The sequence below is a fragment of the Rathayibacter sp. AY1A2 genome (assembly GCF_002930935.1).
Lineage (GTDB): Bacteria > Actinomycetota > Actinomycetes > Actinomycetales > Microbacteriaceae > Rathayibacter.
Genome location: NZ_PSTP01000005.1, coordinates 121795 through 136966, shown reverse-complemented (window position 1 = coordinate 136966; position 15172 = coordinate 121795). Strand labels below are relative to the sequence as shown.

Here is a 15172-nt window from a genome sequence, read left to right as displayed (position 1 = left end):
TCCGGCGACGACCCTCTCGGCCCCGTGCCGACGATCGTCGGGCGGGCTCGGGTGCGTGCCGGGCGCTCTGGCGAGCAGTCCCGAGTATACGGAGGGGGGTGCGCCGCCGACCGGGGGTTGCGTGGTCGCATATGTCTGCGTCCGATTGGACAAGCGTGCACGCCGGGCCCGGCTCCCGGACGGGCGCATTACACTCGTTCGGGATCATCGAATCGTTAGAGGAGCAATGGACGCAGTCGTGGAGACCACCGCCGTCGAGCGGGACGGGGCGTCGCCGACGACCCTCTCGCGCAAGGTGAAGGCCTTCGTCGCTCTGACGAAGCCGCGCGTGATCGAGCTGCTCCTCGTGGTGACCGCTCCGACGATGATCCTGGCGCAGGGCGGGATCCCCAATCTGCTGCTGGTCCTCAACGTCCTGATCGGCGGCGCCCTGAGCGCCGGGTCCGCGGGCGCGTTCAACTGCTACTTCGACCGCGACATCGACCGGATCATGAACCGGACGAAGAACCGGCCGCTCGTGACCGGGGAGATCTCGGACCGGTCCGCGCTCGTCTTCGCGACCACGATCGGCGTCCTGTCGATCGTCTGGCTCGGCCTCACGGCCAACTGGCTCTCCGCGGGCCTCTCGCTCGCCGCGATCCTGATCTACGTCGTGTTCTACACGCTCTTCCTCAAGCGCCGGACGCCGCAGAACATCGTGTGGGGCGGCATCGCGGGCTGCATGCCGGTGCTGATCGGCTGGGCGGCGGTCACCGGCTCGCTCGACTGGGCCCCCGTCATCCTCTTCTCCGTCATCTTCCTCTGGACGCCGCCGCACTACTGGCCGCTGTCGATGAAGTACCGGGACGACTACCAGGCCGCCGGCGTGCCGATGCTGGCCGTCGTGCGCGGACGCACGATCGTCGGGCTCCAGGTCATCCTCTACGCCTGGGCCACCGTCGCCTGCTCGCTCCTGCTGATCCCCGTCGCCGGCATGGGGGTGCTCTACACGGTGGTCGCGCTCGGCAGCGGAGTCTGGTTCATCGCCGAGACGCACCGCCTCTACAGCCTCGCGATCCGTCACGAGCACGTCTCGCCGATGCGGGTGTTCCACGGGTCCATCGGATACCTCACCCTGCTCTTCCTCGCCGTCGGCATCGACCCGCTGCTCCCCTTCTGATGGTGACGCCGTTCTCCTTGCTCGCCGAGCGGGTGACCCTGGGTCCGCGCGCACTGCGCTGGGGGACCACCGCGGCGCTCGTCGCGAGCATCCTGATCATCTTCTTCGGGGGCGTCGTCCGGCTGACCGGCTCTGGCCTCGGCTGCCCCACCTGGCCGGCGTGCGAGCCGGGCTCGCTCACCTCGACCCCCGAGCTCGGGATCCACGGCTTCATCGAGTTCACGAACCGCGCGTTCACCGGCGTCCTCGTGGTCGCGGTGGGCTGGGCGATCACGGCCGCGCGCCTGCAGAAGCCGCGCGACCGCACCATGACCCGGCTCGCCTGGTCGCAGTTCTGGCTCGTCGTCGCGAACGCCCTCGCGGGCGGCGCGACCGTCCACTCGGGCCTCAACCCGTACATCGTGGCCGGGCACTTCGTTCTCGCCATCGCCCTCCTCACCACCACCGCACTGACGTGGCACCGCGCCCACCGCTCGCAGTCCGTGGCCTTCGAGCCGGACCGCGCGACGCGGGCGCTCAGCATCGGGCTCGTCGGCCTGACGCTCCTCGTGATCCTCGTGGGGACCCTCGTGACGGGAACCGGCCCGCACGCCGGCGACTCCGCGGAGGTGCCCCGCATGCAGTTCCACTGGGAGAGCGTGACCGTCGTGCACGGCGTGCTCGGCACAGCGGTGCTCGTCGTGGGCGCCGCGCTGCTCCTGCGCCTGTCGCGGGCGGCGGGCTCGGAGCTCGCCCGGCGGCGCGTGATCGCCTTCCTCGTGGTCGTCGTGCTGCAGGCGCTGGTCGGGGTCGTGCAGTCGCTCACCGCGCTGCCCGAGACGCTCGTCGCGGTGCACCTCCTCGGCTCGGCGCTCATCTGGGTCGGCGCGGTCCGCGTGCTGCTCGACGTGAACCCGAGGCTGTTCACCGTGCGCGCCCAGCGCCGGGACGCCGCCCAGGAGCTCCAACCCGCCGCCTGACCGCGGGCTCCGGCTCGGCGGAGAGCAGGTGCCGCCGGAGGCGCAGGAGCACGCGGGGGAGCGTCCGCAGCGGGAGGTCGGCCGCGATCGCGCGGGCGAGAGGGCCGAACGCCCGCGCGGGTCCGGTCGGCAGGCCGGCGCCCACCAGTGCGGTCACGAGTCGTGCGGGGATCGGGGTCGATGCGTCGTTCGTCATGGCGGAACCGAATCACGGACCACCGACACCGGTATGGCCATGCGCGTCTGGATGCGCGTCACCGGTGCCCGGCCGACACCCAGGTGCGGAGGTTCCCCTGAACGGCGGACGCCGGTAGAATGAGAAGCTGGTCACGGTTCGACGCACCCTGCGCACGTGATCCGCACACGGCCCGATGGAGCGCCGACGCACACCTCCGGAATCCAGGGACGCACATCATCCGCTCCGCGCATCAGATCGATCGCGCGACCGGCCGGAGAGCACCCGCGGGCCACCCCCGGGGGAATGACTCCGGGACCCGACCGGTTAGCAGTGGGTAGGAAACGAGGTACACATGTCAGACATCCTGATCGACCGCCCCGAGCTCGAGAGCCTGGGCGTCTACGAGTTCGGCTGGTCCGACTCGGACTCCGCCGGAGCCTCCGCACGACGCGGCATCTCGCCCGAGGTCGTCTCCGACATCTCCGCGCTCAAGAACGAGCCCGCCTGGATGCGCGACCGCCGCATGAAGGCCCTGAAGCTCTTCGAGCGCAAGCCCATGCCGACGTGGGGCGCCGACCTGTCGGACATCGACTTCGACAACATCAAGTACTTCGTCCGCTCCACCGAGAAGCAGGCGCAGACCTGGGACGACCTCCCGGACGACATCAAGAACACGTACGAGAAGCTCGGCATCCCGGAGGCGGAGCGCCAGCGCCTCGTCGGCGGTGTCGCGGCCCAGTACGAGTCCGAGGTCGTCTACCACCAGATCCGCGAGGACCTGGAGGAGCAGGGCGTCATCTTCATGGACACCGACACGGCGCTGCGCGAGCACCCCGAGATCTTCGAGGAGTACTTCGGCACCGTCATCCCCGCGGGCGACAACAAGTTCGCGGCGCTGAACACCGCGGTCTGGTCCGGCGGCTCCTTCGTGTACGTCCCCAAGGGCGTCCACGTCGACATCCCGCTGCAGGCCTACTTCCGGATCAACACCGAGAACATGGGCCAGTTCGAGCGGACCCTGATCATCGCGGACGAGGACAGCTACGTCCACTACATCGAGGGCTGCACGGCTCCGATCTACAAGTCGGACTCGCTGCACTCGGCCGTGGTCGAGATCATCGTGAAGAAGAACGCCCGCGTGCGCTACACGACGATCCAGAACTGGTCGAACAACGTCTACAACCTCGTCACCAAGCGCGCGATCGCGCACGAGGGCGCGACGATGGAGTGGATCGACGGCAACATCGGCTCCAAGGTCACGATGAAGTACCCGTCGATCTTCCTGGTCGGCGAGCACGCCAAGGGCGAGACCCTCTCCGTCGCGTTCGCGGGCCCGGGCCAGCACCAGGACGCCGGCGCGAAGATGGTCCACATGGCGCCGTACACGCAGTCGTCGATCGTCTCGAAGTCGATCGCCCGCGGCGGCGGTCGCGCCGGATACCGAGGCGAGGTCCGGGTGGACGCGAACGCGCACCACTCGGCGAACACCGTGCGCTGTGACGCGCTCCTGGTCGACACCATCTCGCGCTCCGACACCTACCCGGCGATCGACATCCGCGTCGACGACGTTCAGCTCGGCCACGAGGCGACGGTGTCGAAGGTCAGCGAGGAGCAGCTCTTCTACCTGATGTCGCGCGGCCTGCCGGAGGACGAGGCGATGGCCATGATCGTCCGCGGCTTCATCGAGCCGATCGCGCGCGAGCTGCCCATGGAGTACGCCCTCGAGCTGAACAAGCTCATCGAGATGGGGATGGAGGGCAGCGTCGGTTGACGCCCGCCTCCCCCCTCGAAGGGGCGCCCGGACGGGGCACCCCGCACCCATCGAAAGGAACCACCGCCAGATGACGGTCCCCACGAGCGCCGCGACCCCCGAGATCGACGGCGCGGCCGCCGCTGAGCGCCTGGGCATCAGCGCCCACTCCGACGGGGCGTTCACGCCCGTGCAGACGCGCTCCGAGCGCTTCGCGTCGGCCGACGTCGAGGCCTTCGAGGCCGTCACCGGCCGCGAGATCGCCTGGAAGCTGACGCCCGTCGCCCGCCTCGGCGATCTGATCGACGGCGCGCTCGACGGCTCGCCCGCCCCCCTCGAGCACGCGGCGGTGGACGGTGTCGACGTCTCGTGGGTCGGCCGCGACGACCAGCGGATCGGCACCGCCGGCCTCCCCGAGGACCGCGCCGCCGCGAACGCCTGGTCGAGCTTCGAGAAGGCCCTCGCCGTCCGCGTGACGGGAGAGGACGAGAAGGTCGCCACCCTCGTCCGCTCGGGCCTCGGCTCCGCACCCCGCGCCGCGCACACGATCATCGAGGCGGCGCCCTACGCCCGCGCCGTCGTCGTGCTGCAGAACGAGGGGGAGGCCTCCCTCGCGGAGAACGTGGAGATCCTCGTCGGCGAGGGCGCGCAGCTCACCGTCGTCACCGTGCAGGAGTGGGCGGACGACGCCCGGCACCTGGCCAACCACTTCGTGCGGGTCGGACGCGACGCGAAGGTGAAGCACATCGTGGTCACCCTCGGCGGCTCCATCGTCCGGGTGAACCCCTCGGCGCACCTCGTCGAGCGCGGAGCGGACGGCGAGCTCTTCGGCCTGTACTTCGCCGACGGCGGCCAGCACCTCGAGCAGCAGGTGTACGTCGACCACGACGCCCCCGACACCCGCAGCCGCGTGACCTACAAGGGCGCGCTGCAGGGCGAGGGCGCGCGCACCGTCTGGATCGGCGACGTCCTGATCCGCAACAGCGCCACCGGCACCGACAGCTACGAGCAGAACCGCAACCTCGTCCTCTCGGACGGCACGCGCGCCGACTCCATCCCGAACCTCGAGATCGAGACCGGTGACATCGCCGGAGCGGGGCACGCCTCGGCGACCGGCCGCTTCGACGACGAGCAGCTCTTCTACCTGCAGTCCCGCGGCATCCGTGAGGACGAGGCGCGACGCCTGGTCGTGCGCGGGTTCCTCAGCGAGATCGTGCAGCAGATCAAGGTCGCCGAGCTCGAGGACCGCCTGCAGCTCGCGATCGAGGCGGAGCTCGCCGGCAGCGCCGGCCAGACCGGCTCCTCCCGCGGAGCGGCGGTCCCCGCATGAGCAACGCCGCGATGATCTGCTCGGTCTCCGAGCTGATCCCCAACCAGGCCATGCGGGTCGAGGTCGACGGAGTCGCGATCGCGGTCGTGCAGGACTCCGCCGGCGAGATCCACGCCATCGGCGACACCTGCACCCACGGCGAGATCTCGCTCTCCGAGGGCTTCGTCGAGGGCGACAGCCTCGAGTGCTGGGCGCACGGCTCCCAGTTCTCCCTCCGCACCGGCACCCCCCTGAACCTCCCGGCCTACGAGCCGGTCCCCGTCTTCGTCGTCGAGATCATCGACGGCGACGTCTACATCGACCCGACCGTCACGAAGGAAGTCTGAATGTCCGTTCTCCAGATCAGCGATCTCCACGTCAGTGTCGAGACCGAGCAGGGGACCAAGCAGATCCTCCGCGGTGTCGATCTCACCATCAACCAGGGTGAGATCCACGCGATCATGGGCCCCAACGGGTCCGGCAAGTCCACCCTCGCGTACACGATCGCGGGACACCCGAAGTACCACGTCGACGGCGGCTCGATCACCCTCGACGGCGTCGAGGTCCTCGACATGTCCGTCGACGAGCGCGCCCGCGCGGGCCTCTTCCTCGCCATGCAGTACCCGGTCGAGATCCCCGGTGTGACCAACACCAACTTCCTCCGCACCGCCAAGACCGCGATCGCCGGCGAGGCGCCCGCGATCCGCACGTGGACGAAGGACGTCAAGTCGGCGATGGCGAACCTCCGCATGGACTCGTCCTTCGCGGCGCGCAACGTCAACGAGGGCTTCTCGGGAGGTGAGAAGAAGCGCAACGAGATCCTCCAGCTCGAGCTGCTCGCCCCGCAGTTCGCCGTCCTCGACGAGACCGACTCCGGCCTGGACGTCGACGCGCTCAAGATCGTGTCGGAGGGCGTCAACCGCGCCCACCAGAGCACCGGTCTCGGCGTGCTGCTGATCACGCACTACACGCGGATCCTGCGCTACATCCAGCCCGACTTCGTCCACGTCTTCGTCGCCGGCCGCGTCGCCGAGCAGGGCGGCAAGGAGCTCGCCACCCGGCTCGAGGACGAGGGCTACGACCGCTTCCTGACCTCGGCGACGGTCTGATCATGGCGGTCACCACTCTCGAGCCGAAGCTCTTCGACCAGGTCGAGGAGGCCCTCAAGGACGTGATGGATCCCGAGCTCGGGGTCAACGTGGTCGACCTGGGACTCATCTACGATCTGGGCTGGGACGACGAGAACGACGCCCTCGTCATCCACATGACCCTCACCTCGGCGGGCTGCCCGCTGACCGACGTGCTCGAGGAGCAGACCGCCGAGTCGCTCGACGGCATCGTCGAGGCGTTCCGGATCAACTGGGTCTGGATGCCGCCGTGGGGTCCCGACCGGATCACCGAGGACGGGCGCGACATGATGCGCGCACTCGGCTTCTCGATCTAGCCGCTGCACACCGACGCCGAAGGGCCGGGAGGAGTCGTCCTCCCGGCCCTTCGGCGTTCCTGTCGTCTTCAGCCTGTCGCAGTCCGTCGTGGAGTCGGAACGGCCGCGCGGGACGGCTCCGGAGTCCGGGGCCGTCGTCGCCCCCGCCGGTCGAGTCGGTGGAGGTGCCCACCGAGGTCGAGCAGGAGGACCGGGCGGCTCGACCTCTGCCGGACGCCCGAAGGGCCGGGAGGAATCGTCCTCCCGGCCCTTCGGCGTCCGTGCGACCGCTCAGCGCGAGCGGCGCGAGAGCATCGCCCAGGTGGTGGGGAGCAGCGCGGCGGCGACCAGCGCCTTGAGCGCGTCGCCGACCAGGAAGGGCACGAGTCCCGCGGAGAGGACGGAGCCGAGGTCGGCGGGCAGCCCCAGCGAGGCGAGGGCGGCGGCCAGCCAGGGCAGGCCGACGAGGTAGATGGTGGCGGTGCCGGCGAGGAAGGTCACCAGCGTGCCGAGGACGCGACGGTCCCACTGCCGCTGGGCGAGCCACCCGGTGACGATCGACGCGAGGACGAAGCCGACGATGTAGCCGCCGGTGGGACCCGCGAGGACCGCCCAGCCGTGCGAGCCCTCGGTGAAGACCGGGGCGCCGAGAGCGCCGACGAGCGCGTACACGAGCATGGAGAGCGCGCCGCGGAGTGCGCCGAGCGTCGTGCCGACCAGGAGGACCGCGAAGGTCTGGCCCGTGAAGGGGACCGGCCACATCGGGATGAACAGCTGCGCCATCGCTGCGGTGAGACCTGCACCCGCGAGCACCAGCAGGGCGTCGGTCGCGACGGAGCGGGTGACGAGCCGGTCGGCGAGGACCGGGCGCGGGAGGGCGGAAGAGGAAGGGGACATGGGTGATCTCCGAGAGTCCTGGTCGCCCGAGAGCGAGGAGCGAGCGCGTCCGCGGTGAGCGGACGTGGATCCGCCCCGCGGCTCAGGAAATATACTAGGGGGCTGCCGCATCGCGGCCCCTTGCCCCACTCCTCCCGAACCGAACGCCATTTCTTGGCGGGAACGGACAGCACTGTGCTCAGCGTGCACGACCTCGAACTCCGAGTCGGCGCCCGACTCCTGATGGAGAACGTCTCCTTCCGGGTGGGCGACGGCGACAAGGTCGGCCTCGTCGGCCGCAACGGGGCGGGGAAGACGACGCTGACCAAGGTCCTCGCGGGCGACCTCATCGCCTCGAAGGGCACGGTCGACCGCGGCGGCGAGATCGGCTACCTCCCTCAGGACCCGCGCTCCGGCGACCCGGAGGAGCTCGCGCGCACCCGCATCCTCGACGCCCGCGGGCTGGGGCAGCTGGTGCTCGGCATGCAGGAGGCGACGGTCGCGATGTCGAGCAGCGACACCTCCGTGAGCGAGGCCGGCATGAAGAAGTACGGCAACCTCACGGATCGCTTCCTCTCCCTGGGCGGATACGCGGCTGAGGCGGAGGCCGCGTCGATCGCGAGCAACCTCAACCTCCCCGACCGGATCCTCGACCAGCCGCTCAAGACGCTCTCCGGTGGCCAGCGGCGCCGCATCGAGCTCGCGCGCATCCTCTTCTCCGACGCGAGCACGCTGATCCTCGACGAGCCGACGAACCACCTCGACGCCGACTCCGTCGTCTGGCTCCGCGAGTTCCTCAAGAACTACCGCGGCGGCTTCATCGTGATCAGCCACGACATCGAGCTGGTCGGCGAGACCGTGAACCGCGTCTTCTACCTCGACGCCAACCGCCAGGTCATCGACGTCTACAACATGAACTGGAAGAACTACCAGCGCCAGCGCGCCGCCGACGAGGAGCGCCGCAAGAAGGAGCGGGTCAACGTCGAGAAGAAGGCCGGCGCCCTCCAGCTGCAGGCCGCGAAGTTCGGCGCGAAGGCCTCGAAGGCCGCAGCGGCGCACCAGATGGTCGCGCGTGCCGAGCGCATGCTCAGCGGGCTCGAGGAGGTCCGCGCGGTCGACCGCGTCGCGAAGCTCCGGTTCCCGACCCCGTCCGCCTGCGGTCGCACCCCTCTGCAGGCTCAGAACCTGTCGAAGAGCTACGGCTCGCTCGAGATCTTCACCGCCGTCGACCTCGCGATCGACCGCGGCTCCAAGGTCGTCATCCTGGGGCTCAACGGAGCGGGCAAGACGACGCTCCTGCGCATCCTGGGCGGTGTCGACCAGCCCGACACCGGAGTGATCGAGGCCGGGCACGGCCTCCGGATCGGCTACTACGCGCAGGAGCACGAGACGATCGACGTCAAGCGCTCGGTGCTCGAGAACATGGTCTCCTCCAGCCCGAACCTCACCGAGACCGAGGCCCGCCGGGTCCTGGGCTCGTTCCTGTTCACCGGCGACGACTCGCACAAGCCGGCCGGGGTCCTCTCCGGCGGGGAGAAGACCCGTCTCGCCCTGGCGATGATCGTGGTCTCGGGCGCGAACGTGCTCCTGCTCGACGAGCCCACCAACAACCTCGACCCCGCGAGCCGCGAGGAGATCCTCGACGCGCTCGCGCACTACGAGGGCGCGGTCGTCCTGGTCAGCCACGACGAGGGAGCCGTCGAGGCGCTGAACCCCGAGCGCGTCCTGATCATGCCGGAGGGCACCGAGGACCACTGGGCGGCCGACTACCTCGACCTGATCACGCTCGCCTAGCGGGCGTCGAGCAGCTCGTCCTCGACCTCGGAGTCGCTGCGGCCGCGGCGTCGGCGGCGCTCCTCGCGCCGCTCCTCGGCCGCGACGACCTCGGGGTCGTCGGCGTTGCGGATGCGGTACTCGTGGCGGATCGCCCAGCCGAGCCCGCCGAAGCCCATGACGGCGAACAGCACCCACTGGATGGCGTAGCTGATGTGCAGGCCCTCGTCGGCGACCGGCTTGATCGCGGCCAGCGGGGGAGCGTCGACCGGCGCCGGCGCCTCGGCGACCAGCAGGCCGTACGCCGAGGTCCGCAGGGGCTCGTCCAGCTGCGTCGACAGGTCGTCGAGCTGGATCGTGGCGATCTGGCCGGCCGGTGCGGAGCGTCCGTCGATCCGTCCCTCCGCGGGCTTCAGGCGGGCGACGACGGTCACCTCCCCCTCGGGCGGCGCGGGGATCGCGTCGGGGGAGTCCTGGGTCGAGCCGACGGGGACCCAGCCGCGGTCGACGACGAACACGCTGCCGTCGTCGAGCCGCAGCGGCGTCAGGATCTCGAAGCCGGGGTTGCCGTTGTAGGGCCGGTTGCGGACGAGGGTCTGCCCCTGCGTCTCGTAGACGCCGGTGACCTCGACCGGGCGGTACTCGAGCGCGTCGTCCCACGTGGAGTCGGCGGGGAGCAGCCCGTCGAGCGCCACCGGGTCGGCGGTCCAGTTCGCGGTGACCAGCCGGTTGGTCGAGGCGGCCTGGTCGAGCCGCGCGACCTGCCAGCGCGAGAGCAGCACGCAGGCGACGGCGAAGACGATCGCGAGAGCGAGGTAGCCGAACCAGCGTCGCGAGAAGACGAAGCGCCAGGAGGGACGGGGCGCGTCGCCGCTCATCGTTCCGCTCCGCGATCGACCGTGTAGAGCGGCTTCACCTCGAGCGGGAAGTCGCGGGCGAGGAGGAACTCGCGCAGGAACTCCAGGTGCTCGCCGCAGGCCAGCCAGGTCTTCCGACGGTCCTCCGCGTGGATCCTCGGGTTCCGCCACTCGATCGCGAACGTCGCCGTCCGCGGGCAGCCCGCTCGGGAGCAGGCGTGCGCGTCGGGGACCCGGCCGAGCGGGATCACGTCCGGTCTCCCCGCGGGTCGCCGCCCTCGGGGCCGGTCGGCGCCTCGGAGTCGGGGGCGGGGGGCGGCGGGACCGGCCGGGAGAGGACGATCGCACCCGGCCGCTCGACGTTGCCGCGCTCGCCCGCACTGCCGACGTTGGCCAGCACGACGGCGAAGTAGGGCAGGACCACGGCGCCGATGGCGAAGAACAGCAGCCACCAGCCGTGGGCGAAGAGCAGGCAGATGACGCAGAGCATCCTGATGCCCATGGCGACCGAGTACTTGATCGCGCGGGAGCGCCGCTCGGCGCTCGGCGACGGCGGTAGGGAGGTGAGTGTCTCGCGTGGTTTCACAGCCCTGCAAGCCTACGTCGCGGCGGGCGGGTGCAGGCCGGGAGGGCCTCATCCCGGAATCTGTTGCGCGACGCGCCTCTAGGATGTACGGGTCGCCCGGCGCCGCACGAGCGCCGGCAGGAGGGACACCATGACCACGCCGCGCACCGTCCTCGTCACCGGGGGCAACCGGGGGATCGGCTTCGCCATCGCCCAGGAGTTCGTGGCCGCCGGTCACCGGGTCGCCGTGACCGCGCGCTCGGGATCCGGTCCGGAGGGCTCTCTCACCGTCGTCGCGGACGTGACCGACGCCGCCTCCGTCGACGCCGCGTTCACGCAGGTCGAGGCGGAGCTGGGCCCGGTCGAGATCCTGGTGGCGAACGCGGGCATCACCCGCGACACCCTGCTGCTGCGCATGACGGAGGAGGACTTCACGTCCGTCGTCGACACGAACCTCACCGGGGCGTTCCGCGTCGTCAAGCGCGCATCGAAGGGGATGCTCAAGCAGCGCTTCGGTCGCGTCGTCCTCATCTCCAGCGTGGTCGGCCTCTACGGGTCGCCGGGCCAGATCAACTACTCCTCGTCGAAGGCCGCCCTCGTGGGCTTCGCCCGCTCGCTGACCCGCGAGCTCGGCGCCCGCAACATCACCGCCAACGTCGTCGCTCCCGGCTTCATCGAGACCGACATGACCGCGGAGCTCTCGCCGGAGCAGCAGGCGGAGTACCGGAAGAGCATCCCGCTCGCCCGCTACGGCACCGCTGCCGAGGTCGCGAAGGTCACGCGCTGGCTGGCCGGCGACGAGGCCGCGTACATCTCGGGTGCCGTGATCCCGGTCGACGGCGGCCTCGGGATGGGCCACTGACCGATAAGCCCTGGGCTTATATCCGACGGATATAAGCTCTAGGCTTATGCGATGACCTCCTCCGATGTCGTCGCCGTGCTCCTGGACCTGGTGACCTCCCGCTCCCTCGTCGACCGCGCGGGTGCTCAGCGCGAGATCGAGCGGGGCTTCGCCGAGGTGGAGGCCGCGGTCCCGGCGATCCAGCCCCTGCACCCGACGGTCGGCGACGAGTTCCAGGCGATCTACCCCTCCGTCCACGCCGCACTCCGGGCGACGCTGCAGGCGCGCCTCTCGCTCCCGGCCGGCGTCGACTGCCGCGCGGGCATCGGCCTGGGCGAGGTGCGGGTGGTCGGGTCGGGGATCGCGGGGGACCTCGAGGACGGGTCCGGCTGGTGGCGCGCGCGCGAGGCCATCGATCGCGCCCACGCGCTCGAGGACGGTGCCGTGCCCACGGCCCGCGGATGGTTCGTCGCCGGGGACGCCGACGGGGACTCCGGCGAGGCGGCCGTCAACGCCTACCTCCTCTCCCGCGACGCGCTGGTCGGAGCGCTCAGCGCGCGCGATCGCCGACTCGTGCTGGGGAGCCTGCGCGGAGCGTCGCAGAAGGAGCTGGGCGAGCAGGAGTCGATCTCGCAGCCCGCCGTCTCGCAGGCGCTGCGGCGCGCGGGAGCGGGCGCGCTCCTCGCCGGCGCGCGCCTGCTGGAGGAGACGTGCTGACGGTGCTGCTGCTCGCCGTGATCGGCCTCGGCGACCTCGCGCGCACGCACCTCCGCCGCCGTGCGGCCCTCCTCGCGATCCCCGTGCTCGCCGCCGCAGCCGTGACCGCAGCGCTCCTCGTCGGAGTCCCGCCGCTCGGTGCGGCGATCGTCGTCGTCCTGGCCGGAGCCTGGCTGCTGACGACCACGACCGTCGAGAACGCGCGGCCGCCAGGGGGTCTGCGTCCGGCCGTCGCCCTCGTCGCGGCGGTCCTGGTGCTGACTGCTGTCGACCGCGCAGTCGGCGTCCCGACGGGGCCGCTCGCGCCGACCACCGTCGCGAGCACGCTCCCTCCGATCGAGCAGCTCGCTCTGGCGGTCGGAGCCGGGCTCTTCCTGCTGGAGAGCGGCAACGTGATCGTGCGGGCGGCGCTGTTCCGCGAGCTCCCGCAGGCCGAGCCCGCGCCGCGTCCGCGCTGGAGCGAGCGGTTCGCGCGGCGGGAGCCGGCCGACGCCCGCCTGCCGGACCTCCAGGGCGGGCGCACGATCGGACCGCTGGAGCGGCTGCTGATCGCCGGTCTCACGCTCGCCGGAGCGATCGGCCTCGCCGGTGCTGTGCTCGCGGCCAAGGGGATCGTGCGCTTCCCCGAGATCTCCCGCGACGGCGGCAGCGGCGAGAAGGCGGAGTACTTCCTGGTGGGCTCGCTCGTCAGCTGGGCGCTGGCGCTCGGCTGCGCCGGACTCGTCGCGATCGCGGGCCGCTGACCTTCCTGAGGCCGGGGGAGGCGGGCCTCAGCCGCGGAGGCCGAGGACAGGCAGCAGCTGCGACAGGTCGAGGCCGCCGACGACGAGGTCGGCGCGCTCGCGCACCAGGGGCTTGGCGTTGAAGGCGACCGCGAGGGAGGCGACCGCCATCATCTCCAGGTCGTTCGCACCATCGCCGACGGCGATCGTGCGCTGCGGCGGGACGCCCGAGACCGCCGCCCACTCGCGGAGCGCCTCCGCCTTGGCCGCGGCGTCGATGACCGCCCCGTCGACCGCTCCGGTCAGCAGGCCGCCCCCGCAGCAGAGGCGGTTGGCCCGGACGAAGTCGAGGCCGAGCGCACCGGCGACCGGGTCGAGGACCTCGTGGAACCCTCCGGACACCACACCGATGCGGCCGCCGGCGGCGTGGACGCCGGCCACGAGCTCGGCGGCGCCGGGTGTGACGCGGACGCCCGAGCTCACACCGGGGAGCACCGACTCCGGGACCCCGGCGAGAGTGGCGACCCGCTCGCGGAGGCTCTCGCCGAAGTCGAGCTCGCCGCGCATCGCCCGCTCCGTGACGGCGGCGACGCGCTCCTCGGAGCCGGCGTGCACCGCGAGGAGCTCGATCACCTCGTCCTGGAGGAGGGTGGAGTCCGCGTCGAGGACGACGAGGAAGCGGGCAGGCGTCGCAGGACGCTCACTCATGGGCCGGTCCGATCGGTCGGGTGGGCGCGCCGGGGCGCAGAGCTCGACCCGCGGGGGTGCTACGGGTGGACGACGACGCCCTTGCCGACGACGGTGATGCCCGACTCGGTGACGGTGAACCCGCGCTCGCGATCGCGGTCGTGGTCCACGCCGACTCGAGCACCGGGCTCGACGACGACGTCCTTGTCGAGGATAGCGCGGACGACCAGCGCGTCCGGGCCGATGCGGACCTTGTCGAAGACCACCGAGTCGGTGACCGTCGCGTTCGACTCGATGACCGTCCAGGGCCCGACGACGCTGCGCTCGATGTGCGCGCCCGAGATCACGGTACCGAGCGAGACGACCGAGTCGACCGTCGATCCCATGTTGCCCTTGCCGTCGCGGACGATCTTGGCCGGAGGGGAGTTCAGCTGCGACGAGAAGATCGGCCACTGCTGGTTGTAGAGGTTGAAGACCGGCAGCGCCGAGATGAGGTCCTGGTGGGCCTCGAAGAAGGAGTCGATGGTGCCGACGTCCCGCCAGTAGTAGCGGTCGCGGTCGGTCGAGCCGGGGACGTCGTTGAGCTTGAGGTCGTAGACGCCGGCCTCGCCGCGCGCGACGAAGTCCGGGATGATGTCGCCGCCCATGTCGTGGTCCGACGTGGAGGACTCGCCGTCGCGGATGACCGCGTCGATCAGGGCGTCCGCGTCGAAGACGTAGTTGCCCATGGAGGCGAGGACCTCGTGCGGGGAGTCGGCCAGGCCGACGGCGTCCTTGGGCTTCTCGAGGAACTCGGAGATCATCGTCGGGACGATGCCGTCGCCCGCCTCGTCACCGGCGAGCTGGATGACGCCGAACTGGTCCGCGAGCTCGATCGGCTGGCGGATGGCCGCGACGGTCGCCTTCGCACCGGACGCGATGTGCGCGTCGATCATCTGCGAGAAGTCCATCCGGTAGACGTGGTCGGCGCCGACCACGACGACGATGTCGGGCTTCTCGTCGCGGATCAGGTTGAGGCTCTGCAGGATCGCGTCGGCCGAGCCGCTGAACCAGCGCTTGCCCAGGCGCTGCTGCGCGGGGACCGAGGCGACGTAGGAGTTCAGGAGCCCGGAGAGGCGCCAGGTCTGCGAGACGTGGCGGTCGAGCGAGTGCGACTTGTACTGCGTCAGCACGACGATCTGGGTGAGACCGGAGTTGATCAGGTTGGACAGCGCGAAGTCGATCAGCCGGTACTGCCCGCCGAACGGCACCGCGGGCTTGGCCCGGTCCGCCGTGAGGGGCATGAGGCGCTTTCCCTCGCCGCCGGCGAGGACGATGCCGAAGATCTTCTTTGACTGCATGGCACCACAGTAGGGG

The 15172-nt window shown here is 70.9% G+C and carries 17 protein-coding genes; 11 read left to right on the top strand and 6 right to left on the bottom strand.

Annotated elements, in window-relative coordinates:
- Nucleotides 1-226: 226 nt before the first annotated feature.
- From C5B93_RS07105 to C5B93_RS07075, 7 genes are all read left to right on the top strand, one after another.
- Nucleotides 227-1159 (top strand): heme o synthase, encoded by a 933-nt coding sequence (locus C5B93_RS07105; protein ID WP_104232635.1) that lies wholly within the window; start codon nucleotides 227-229, stop codon nucleotides 1157-1159.
- The gene (locus C5B93_RS07100) at nucleotides 1159-2118 is read left to right on the top strand and encodes a heme A synthase (RefSeq protein ID WP_104232634.1); all 960 of its coding nucleotides are present in this window, start codon (nucleotides 1159-1161) and stop codon (nucleotides 2116-2118) included. The genes C5B93_RS07105 and C5B93_RS07100 overlap by 1 nt, the downstream gene beginning before the upstream one ends.
- 530 nt (nucleotides 2119-2648) lie before the next feature.
- A complete protein-coding gene (gene sufB / locus C5B93_RS07095) occupies nucleotides 2649-4067 on the top strand; it encodes a Fe-S cluster assembly protein SufB (RefSeq protein WP_104221933.1) in 1419 nt (472 codons plus the stop codon).
- Between the two features lie 70 nt (nucleotides 4068-4137).
- A complete protein-coding gene (gene sufD / locus C5B93_RS07090) occupies nucleotides 4138-5376 on the top strand; it encodes a Fe-S cluster assembly protein SufD (RefSeq protein ID WP_104292110.1) in 1239 nt (412 codons plus the stop codon).
- Nucleotides 5373-5702, top strand: a complete 330-nt coding sequence (locus C5B93_RS07085; RefSeq protein ID WP_077222834.1) for a non-heme iron oxygenase ferredoxin subunit — start codon at nucleotides 5373-5375, stop codon at nucleotides 5700-5702. The genes sufD and C5B93_RS07085 overlap by 4 nt, the downstream gene beginning before the upstream one ends.
- The gene (gene sufC, locus C5B93_RS07080; protein WP_104221937.1) at nucleotides 5703-6464 is read left to right on the top strand and encodes a Fe-S cluster assembly ATPase SufC; all 762 of its coding nucleotides are present in this window, start codon (nucleotides 5703-5705) and stop codon (nucleotides 6462-6464) included.
- 2 nt (nucleotides 6465-6466) lie between these two features.
- On the top strand, nucleotides 6467-6799 hold the full coding sequence (locus tag C5B93_RS07075) for a metal-sulfur cluster assembly factor (protein WP_104221939.1): 333 nt from the start codon (nucleotides 6467-6469) through the stop codon (nucleotides 6797-6799).
- Between the two features lie 270 nt (nucleotides 6800-7069).
- Here C5B93_RS07075 and C5B93_RS07070 read toward each other — a convergent pair whose 3' ends face one another.
- Complete coding sequence (locus tag C5B93_RS07070; RefSeq protein ID WP_104232632.1) at nucleotides 7070-7675, bottom strand: biotin transporter BioY; 606 nt, start codon at nucleotides 7673-7675, stop codon at nucleotides 7070-7072.
- Between the two features lie 174 nt (nucleotides 7676-7849).
- On the opposite strand from C5B93_RS07070, the gene C5B93_RS07065 reads away from it, so the two are divergent.
- A complete protein-coding gene (locus tag C5B93_RS07065; protein WP_104221943.1) occupies nucleotides 7850-9448 on the top strand; it encodes an ABC-F family ATP-binding cassette domain-containing protein in 1599 nt (532 codons plus the stop codon).
- Here the strand turns inward: C5B93_RS07065 and C5B93_RS07060 are convergent.
- The 3 genes from C5B93_RS07060 to C5B93_RS07050 are packed head-to-tail and all read right to left on the bottom strand — an operon-like array spanning nucleotide 9445 to nucleotide 10870.
- The gene (locus tag C5B93_RS07060; protein WP_104232631.1) at nucleotides 9445-10305 is read right to left on the bottom strand and encodes an SURF1 family protein; all 861 of its coding nucleotides are present in this window, start codon (nucleotides 10303-10305) and stop codon (nucleotides 9445-9447) included. The genes C5B93_RS07065 and C5B93_RS07060 overlap by 4 nt on opposite strands.
- On the bottom strand, nucleotides 10302-10535 hold the full coding sequence (locus C5B93_RS07055; protein WP_104225286.1) for a hypothetical protein: 234 nt from the start codon (nucleotides 10533-10535) through the stop codon (nucleotides 10302-10304). The genes C5B93_RS07060 and C5B93_RS07055 overlap by 4 nt, the downstream gene beginning before the upstream one ends.
- Nucleotides 10532-10870 carry a DUF3099 domain-containing protein gene (locus C5B93_RS07050; RefSeq protein WP_104232630.1) on the bottom strand — a complete coding sequence of 113 codons (339 nt, stop codon included), beginning with the start codon at nucleotides 10868-10870 and terminating at the stop codon, nucleotides 10532-10534. The genes C5B93_RS07055 and C5B93_RS07050 overlap by 4 nt, the downstream gene beginning before the upstream one ends.
- Before the next feature lie 130 nt (nucleotides 10871-11000).
- Between C5B93_RS07050 and C5B93_RS07045 the strand changes: the two genes are divergently transcribed.
- The 3 genes from C5B93_RS07045 to C5B93_RS07035 are packed head-to-tail and all read left to right on the top strand — an operon-like array spanning nucleotide 11001 to nucleotide 13150.
- Nucleotides 11001-11711, top strand: a complete 711-nt coding sequence (locus tag C5B93_RS07045) for a beta-ketoacyl-ACP reductase (RefSeq protein ID WP_104232629.1) — start codon at nucleotides 11001-11003, stop codon at nucleotides 11709-11711.
- A 51-nt stretch (nucleotides 11712-11762) separates the two neighbouring features.
- Nucleotides 11763-12407 carry a SatD family protein gene (locus tag C5B93_RS07040; RefSeq protein ID WP_104221954.1) on the top strand — a complete coding sequence of 215 codons (645 nt, stop codon included), beginning with the start codon at nucleotides 11763-11765 and terminating at the stop codon, nucleotides 12405-12407.
- On the top strand, nucleotides 12401-13150 hold the full coding sequence (locus tag C5B93_RS07035; protein WP_104292109.1) for a hypothetical protein: 750 nt from the start codon (nucleotides 12401-12403) through the stop codon (nucleotides 13148-13150). Before C5B93_RS07040 ends, C5B93_RS07035 begins: the two co-directional genes overlap by 7 nt.
- A gap of 27 nt (nucleotides 13151-13177) precedes the next feature.
- On the opposite strand, the gene serB is transcribed toward C5B93_RS07035, so the two are convergent.
- Both serB and C5B93_RS07025 read right to left on the bottom strand, forming a co-directional pair.
- Entirely contained in the window at nucleotides 13178-13837 is a 660-nt protein-coding gene (gene serB, locus C5B93_RS07030) for a phosphoserine phosphatase SerB (protein WP_104225283.1), read from the bottom strand.
- Between the two features lie 59 nt (nucleotides 13838-13896).
- Nucleotides 13897-15156, bottom strand: a complete 1260-nt coding sequence (locus C5B93_RS07025) for a glucose-1-phosphate adenylyltransferase (RefSeq protein ID WP_104257559.1) — start codon at nucleotides 15154-15156, stop codon at nucleotides 13897-13899.
- Nucleotides 15157-15172 lie beyond the last annotated feature (16 nt).

What these genes read in the sequence shown, in the direction of transcription:
- C5B93_RS07060 (WP_104232631.1), bottom strand. Translation starts at nt 10,305, where the DNA reads ATGAGCGGCGACGCGCCCCGTCCCTCCTGGCGCTTCGTCTTCTCGCGA.
- C5B93_RS07025 (WP_104257559.1), bottom strand. Translation starts at nt 15,156, where the DNA reads ATGCAGTCAAAGAAGATCTTCGGCATCGTCCTCGCCGGCGGCGAGGGA.
- serB (WP_104225283.1), bottom strand. Translation starts at nt 13,837, where the DNA reads ATGAGTGAGCGTCCTGCGACGCCTGCCCGCTTCCTCGTCGTCCTCGAC.
- C5B93_RS07100 (WP_104232634.1), top strand. Translation starts at nt 1,159, where the DNA reads ATGGTGACGCCGTTCTCCTTGCTCGCCGAGCGGGTGACCCTGGGTCCG.
- sufB (WP_104221933.1), top strand. Translation starts at nt 2,649, where the DNA reads ATGTCAGACATCCTGATCGACCGCCCCGAGCTCGAGAGCCTGGGCGTC.
- C5B93_RS07070 (WP_104232632.1), bottom strand. Translation starts at nt 7,675, where the DNA reads ATGTCCCCTTCCTCTTCCGCCCTCCCGCGCCCGGTCCTCGCCGACCGG.
- sufC (WP_104221937.1), top strand. Translation starts at nt 5,703, where the DNA reads ATGTCCGTTCTCCAGATCAGCGATCTCCACGTCAGTGTCGAGACCGAG.
- sufD (WP_104292110.1), top strand. Translation starts at nt 4,138, where the DNA reads ATGACGGTCCCCACGAGCGCCGCGACCCCCGAGATCGACGGCGCGGCC.
- C5B93_RS07105 (WP_104232635.1), top strand. Translation starts at nt 227, where the DNA reads ATGGACGCAGTCGTGGAGACCACCGCCGTCGAGCGGGACGGGGCGTCG.
- C5B93_RS07040 (WP_104221954.1), top strand. Translation starts at nt 11,763, where the DNA reads ATGACCTCCTCCGATGTCGTCGCCGTGCTCCTGGACCTGGTGACCTCC.
- C5B93_RS07075 (WP_104221939.1), top strand. Translation starts at nt 6,467, where the DNA reads ATGGCGGTCACCACTCTCGAGCCGAAGCTCTTCGACCAGGTCGAGGAG.
- C5B93_RS07045 (WP_104232629.1), top strand. Translation starts at nt 11,001, where the DNA reads ATGACCACGCCGCGCACCGTCCTCGTCACCGGGGGCAACCGGGGGATC.
- C5B93_RS07085 (WP_077222834.1), top strand. Translation starts at nt 5,373, where the DNA reads ATGAGCAACGCCGCGATGATCTGCTCGGTCTCCGAGCTGATCCCCAAC.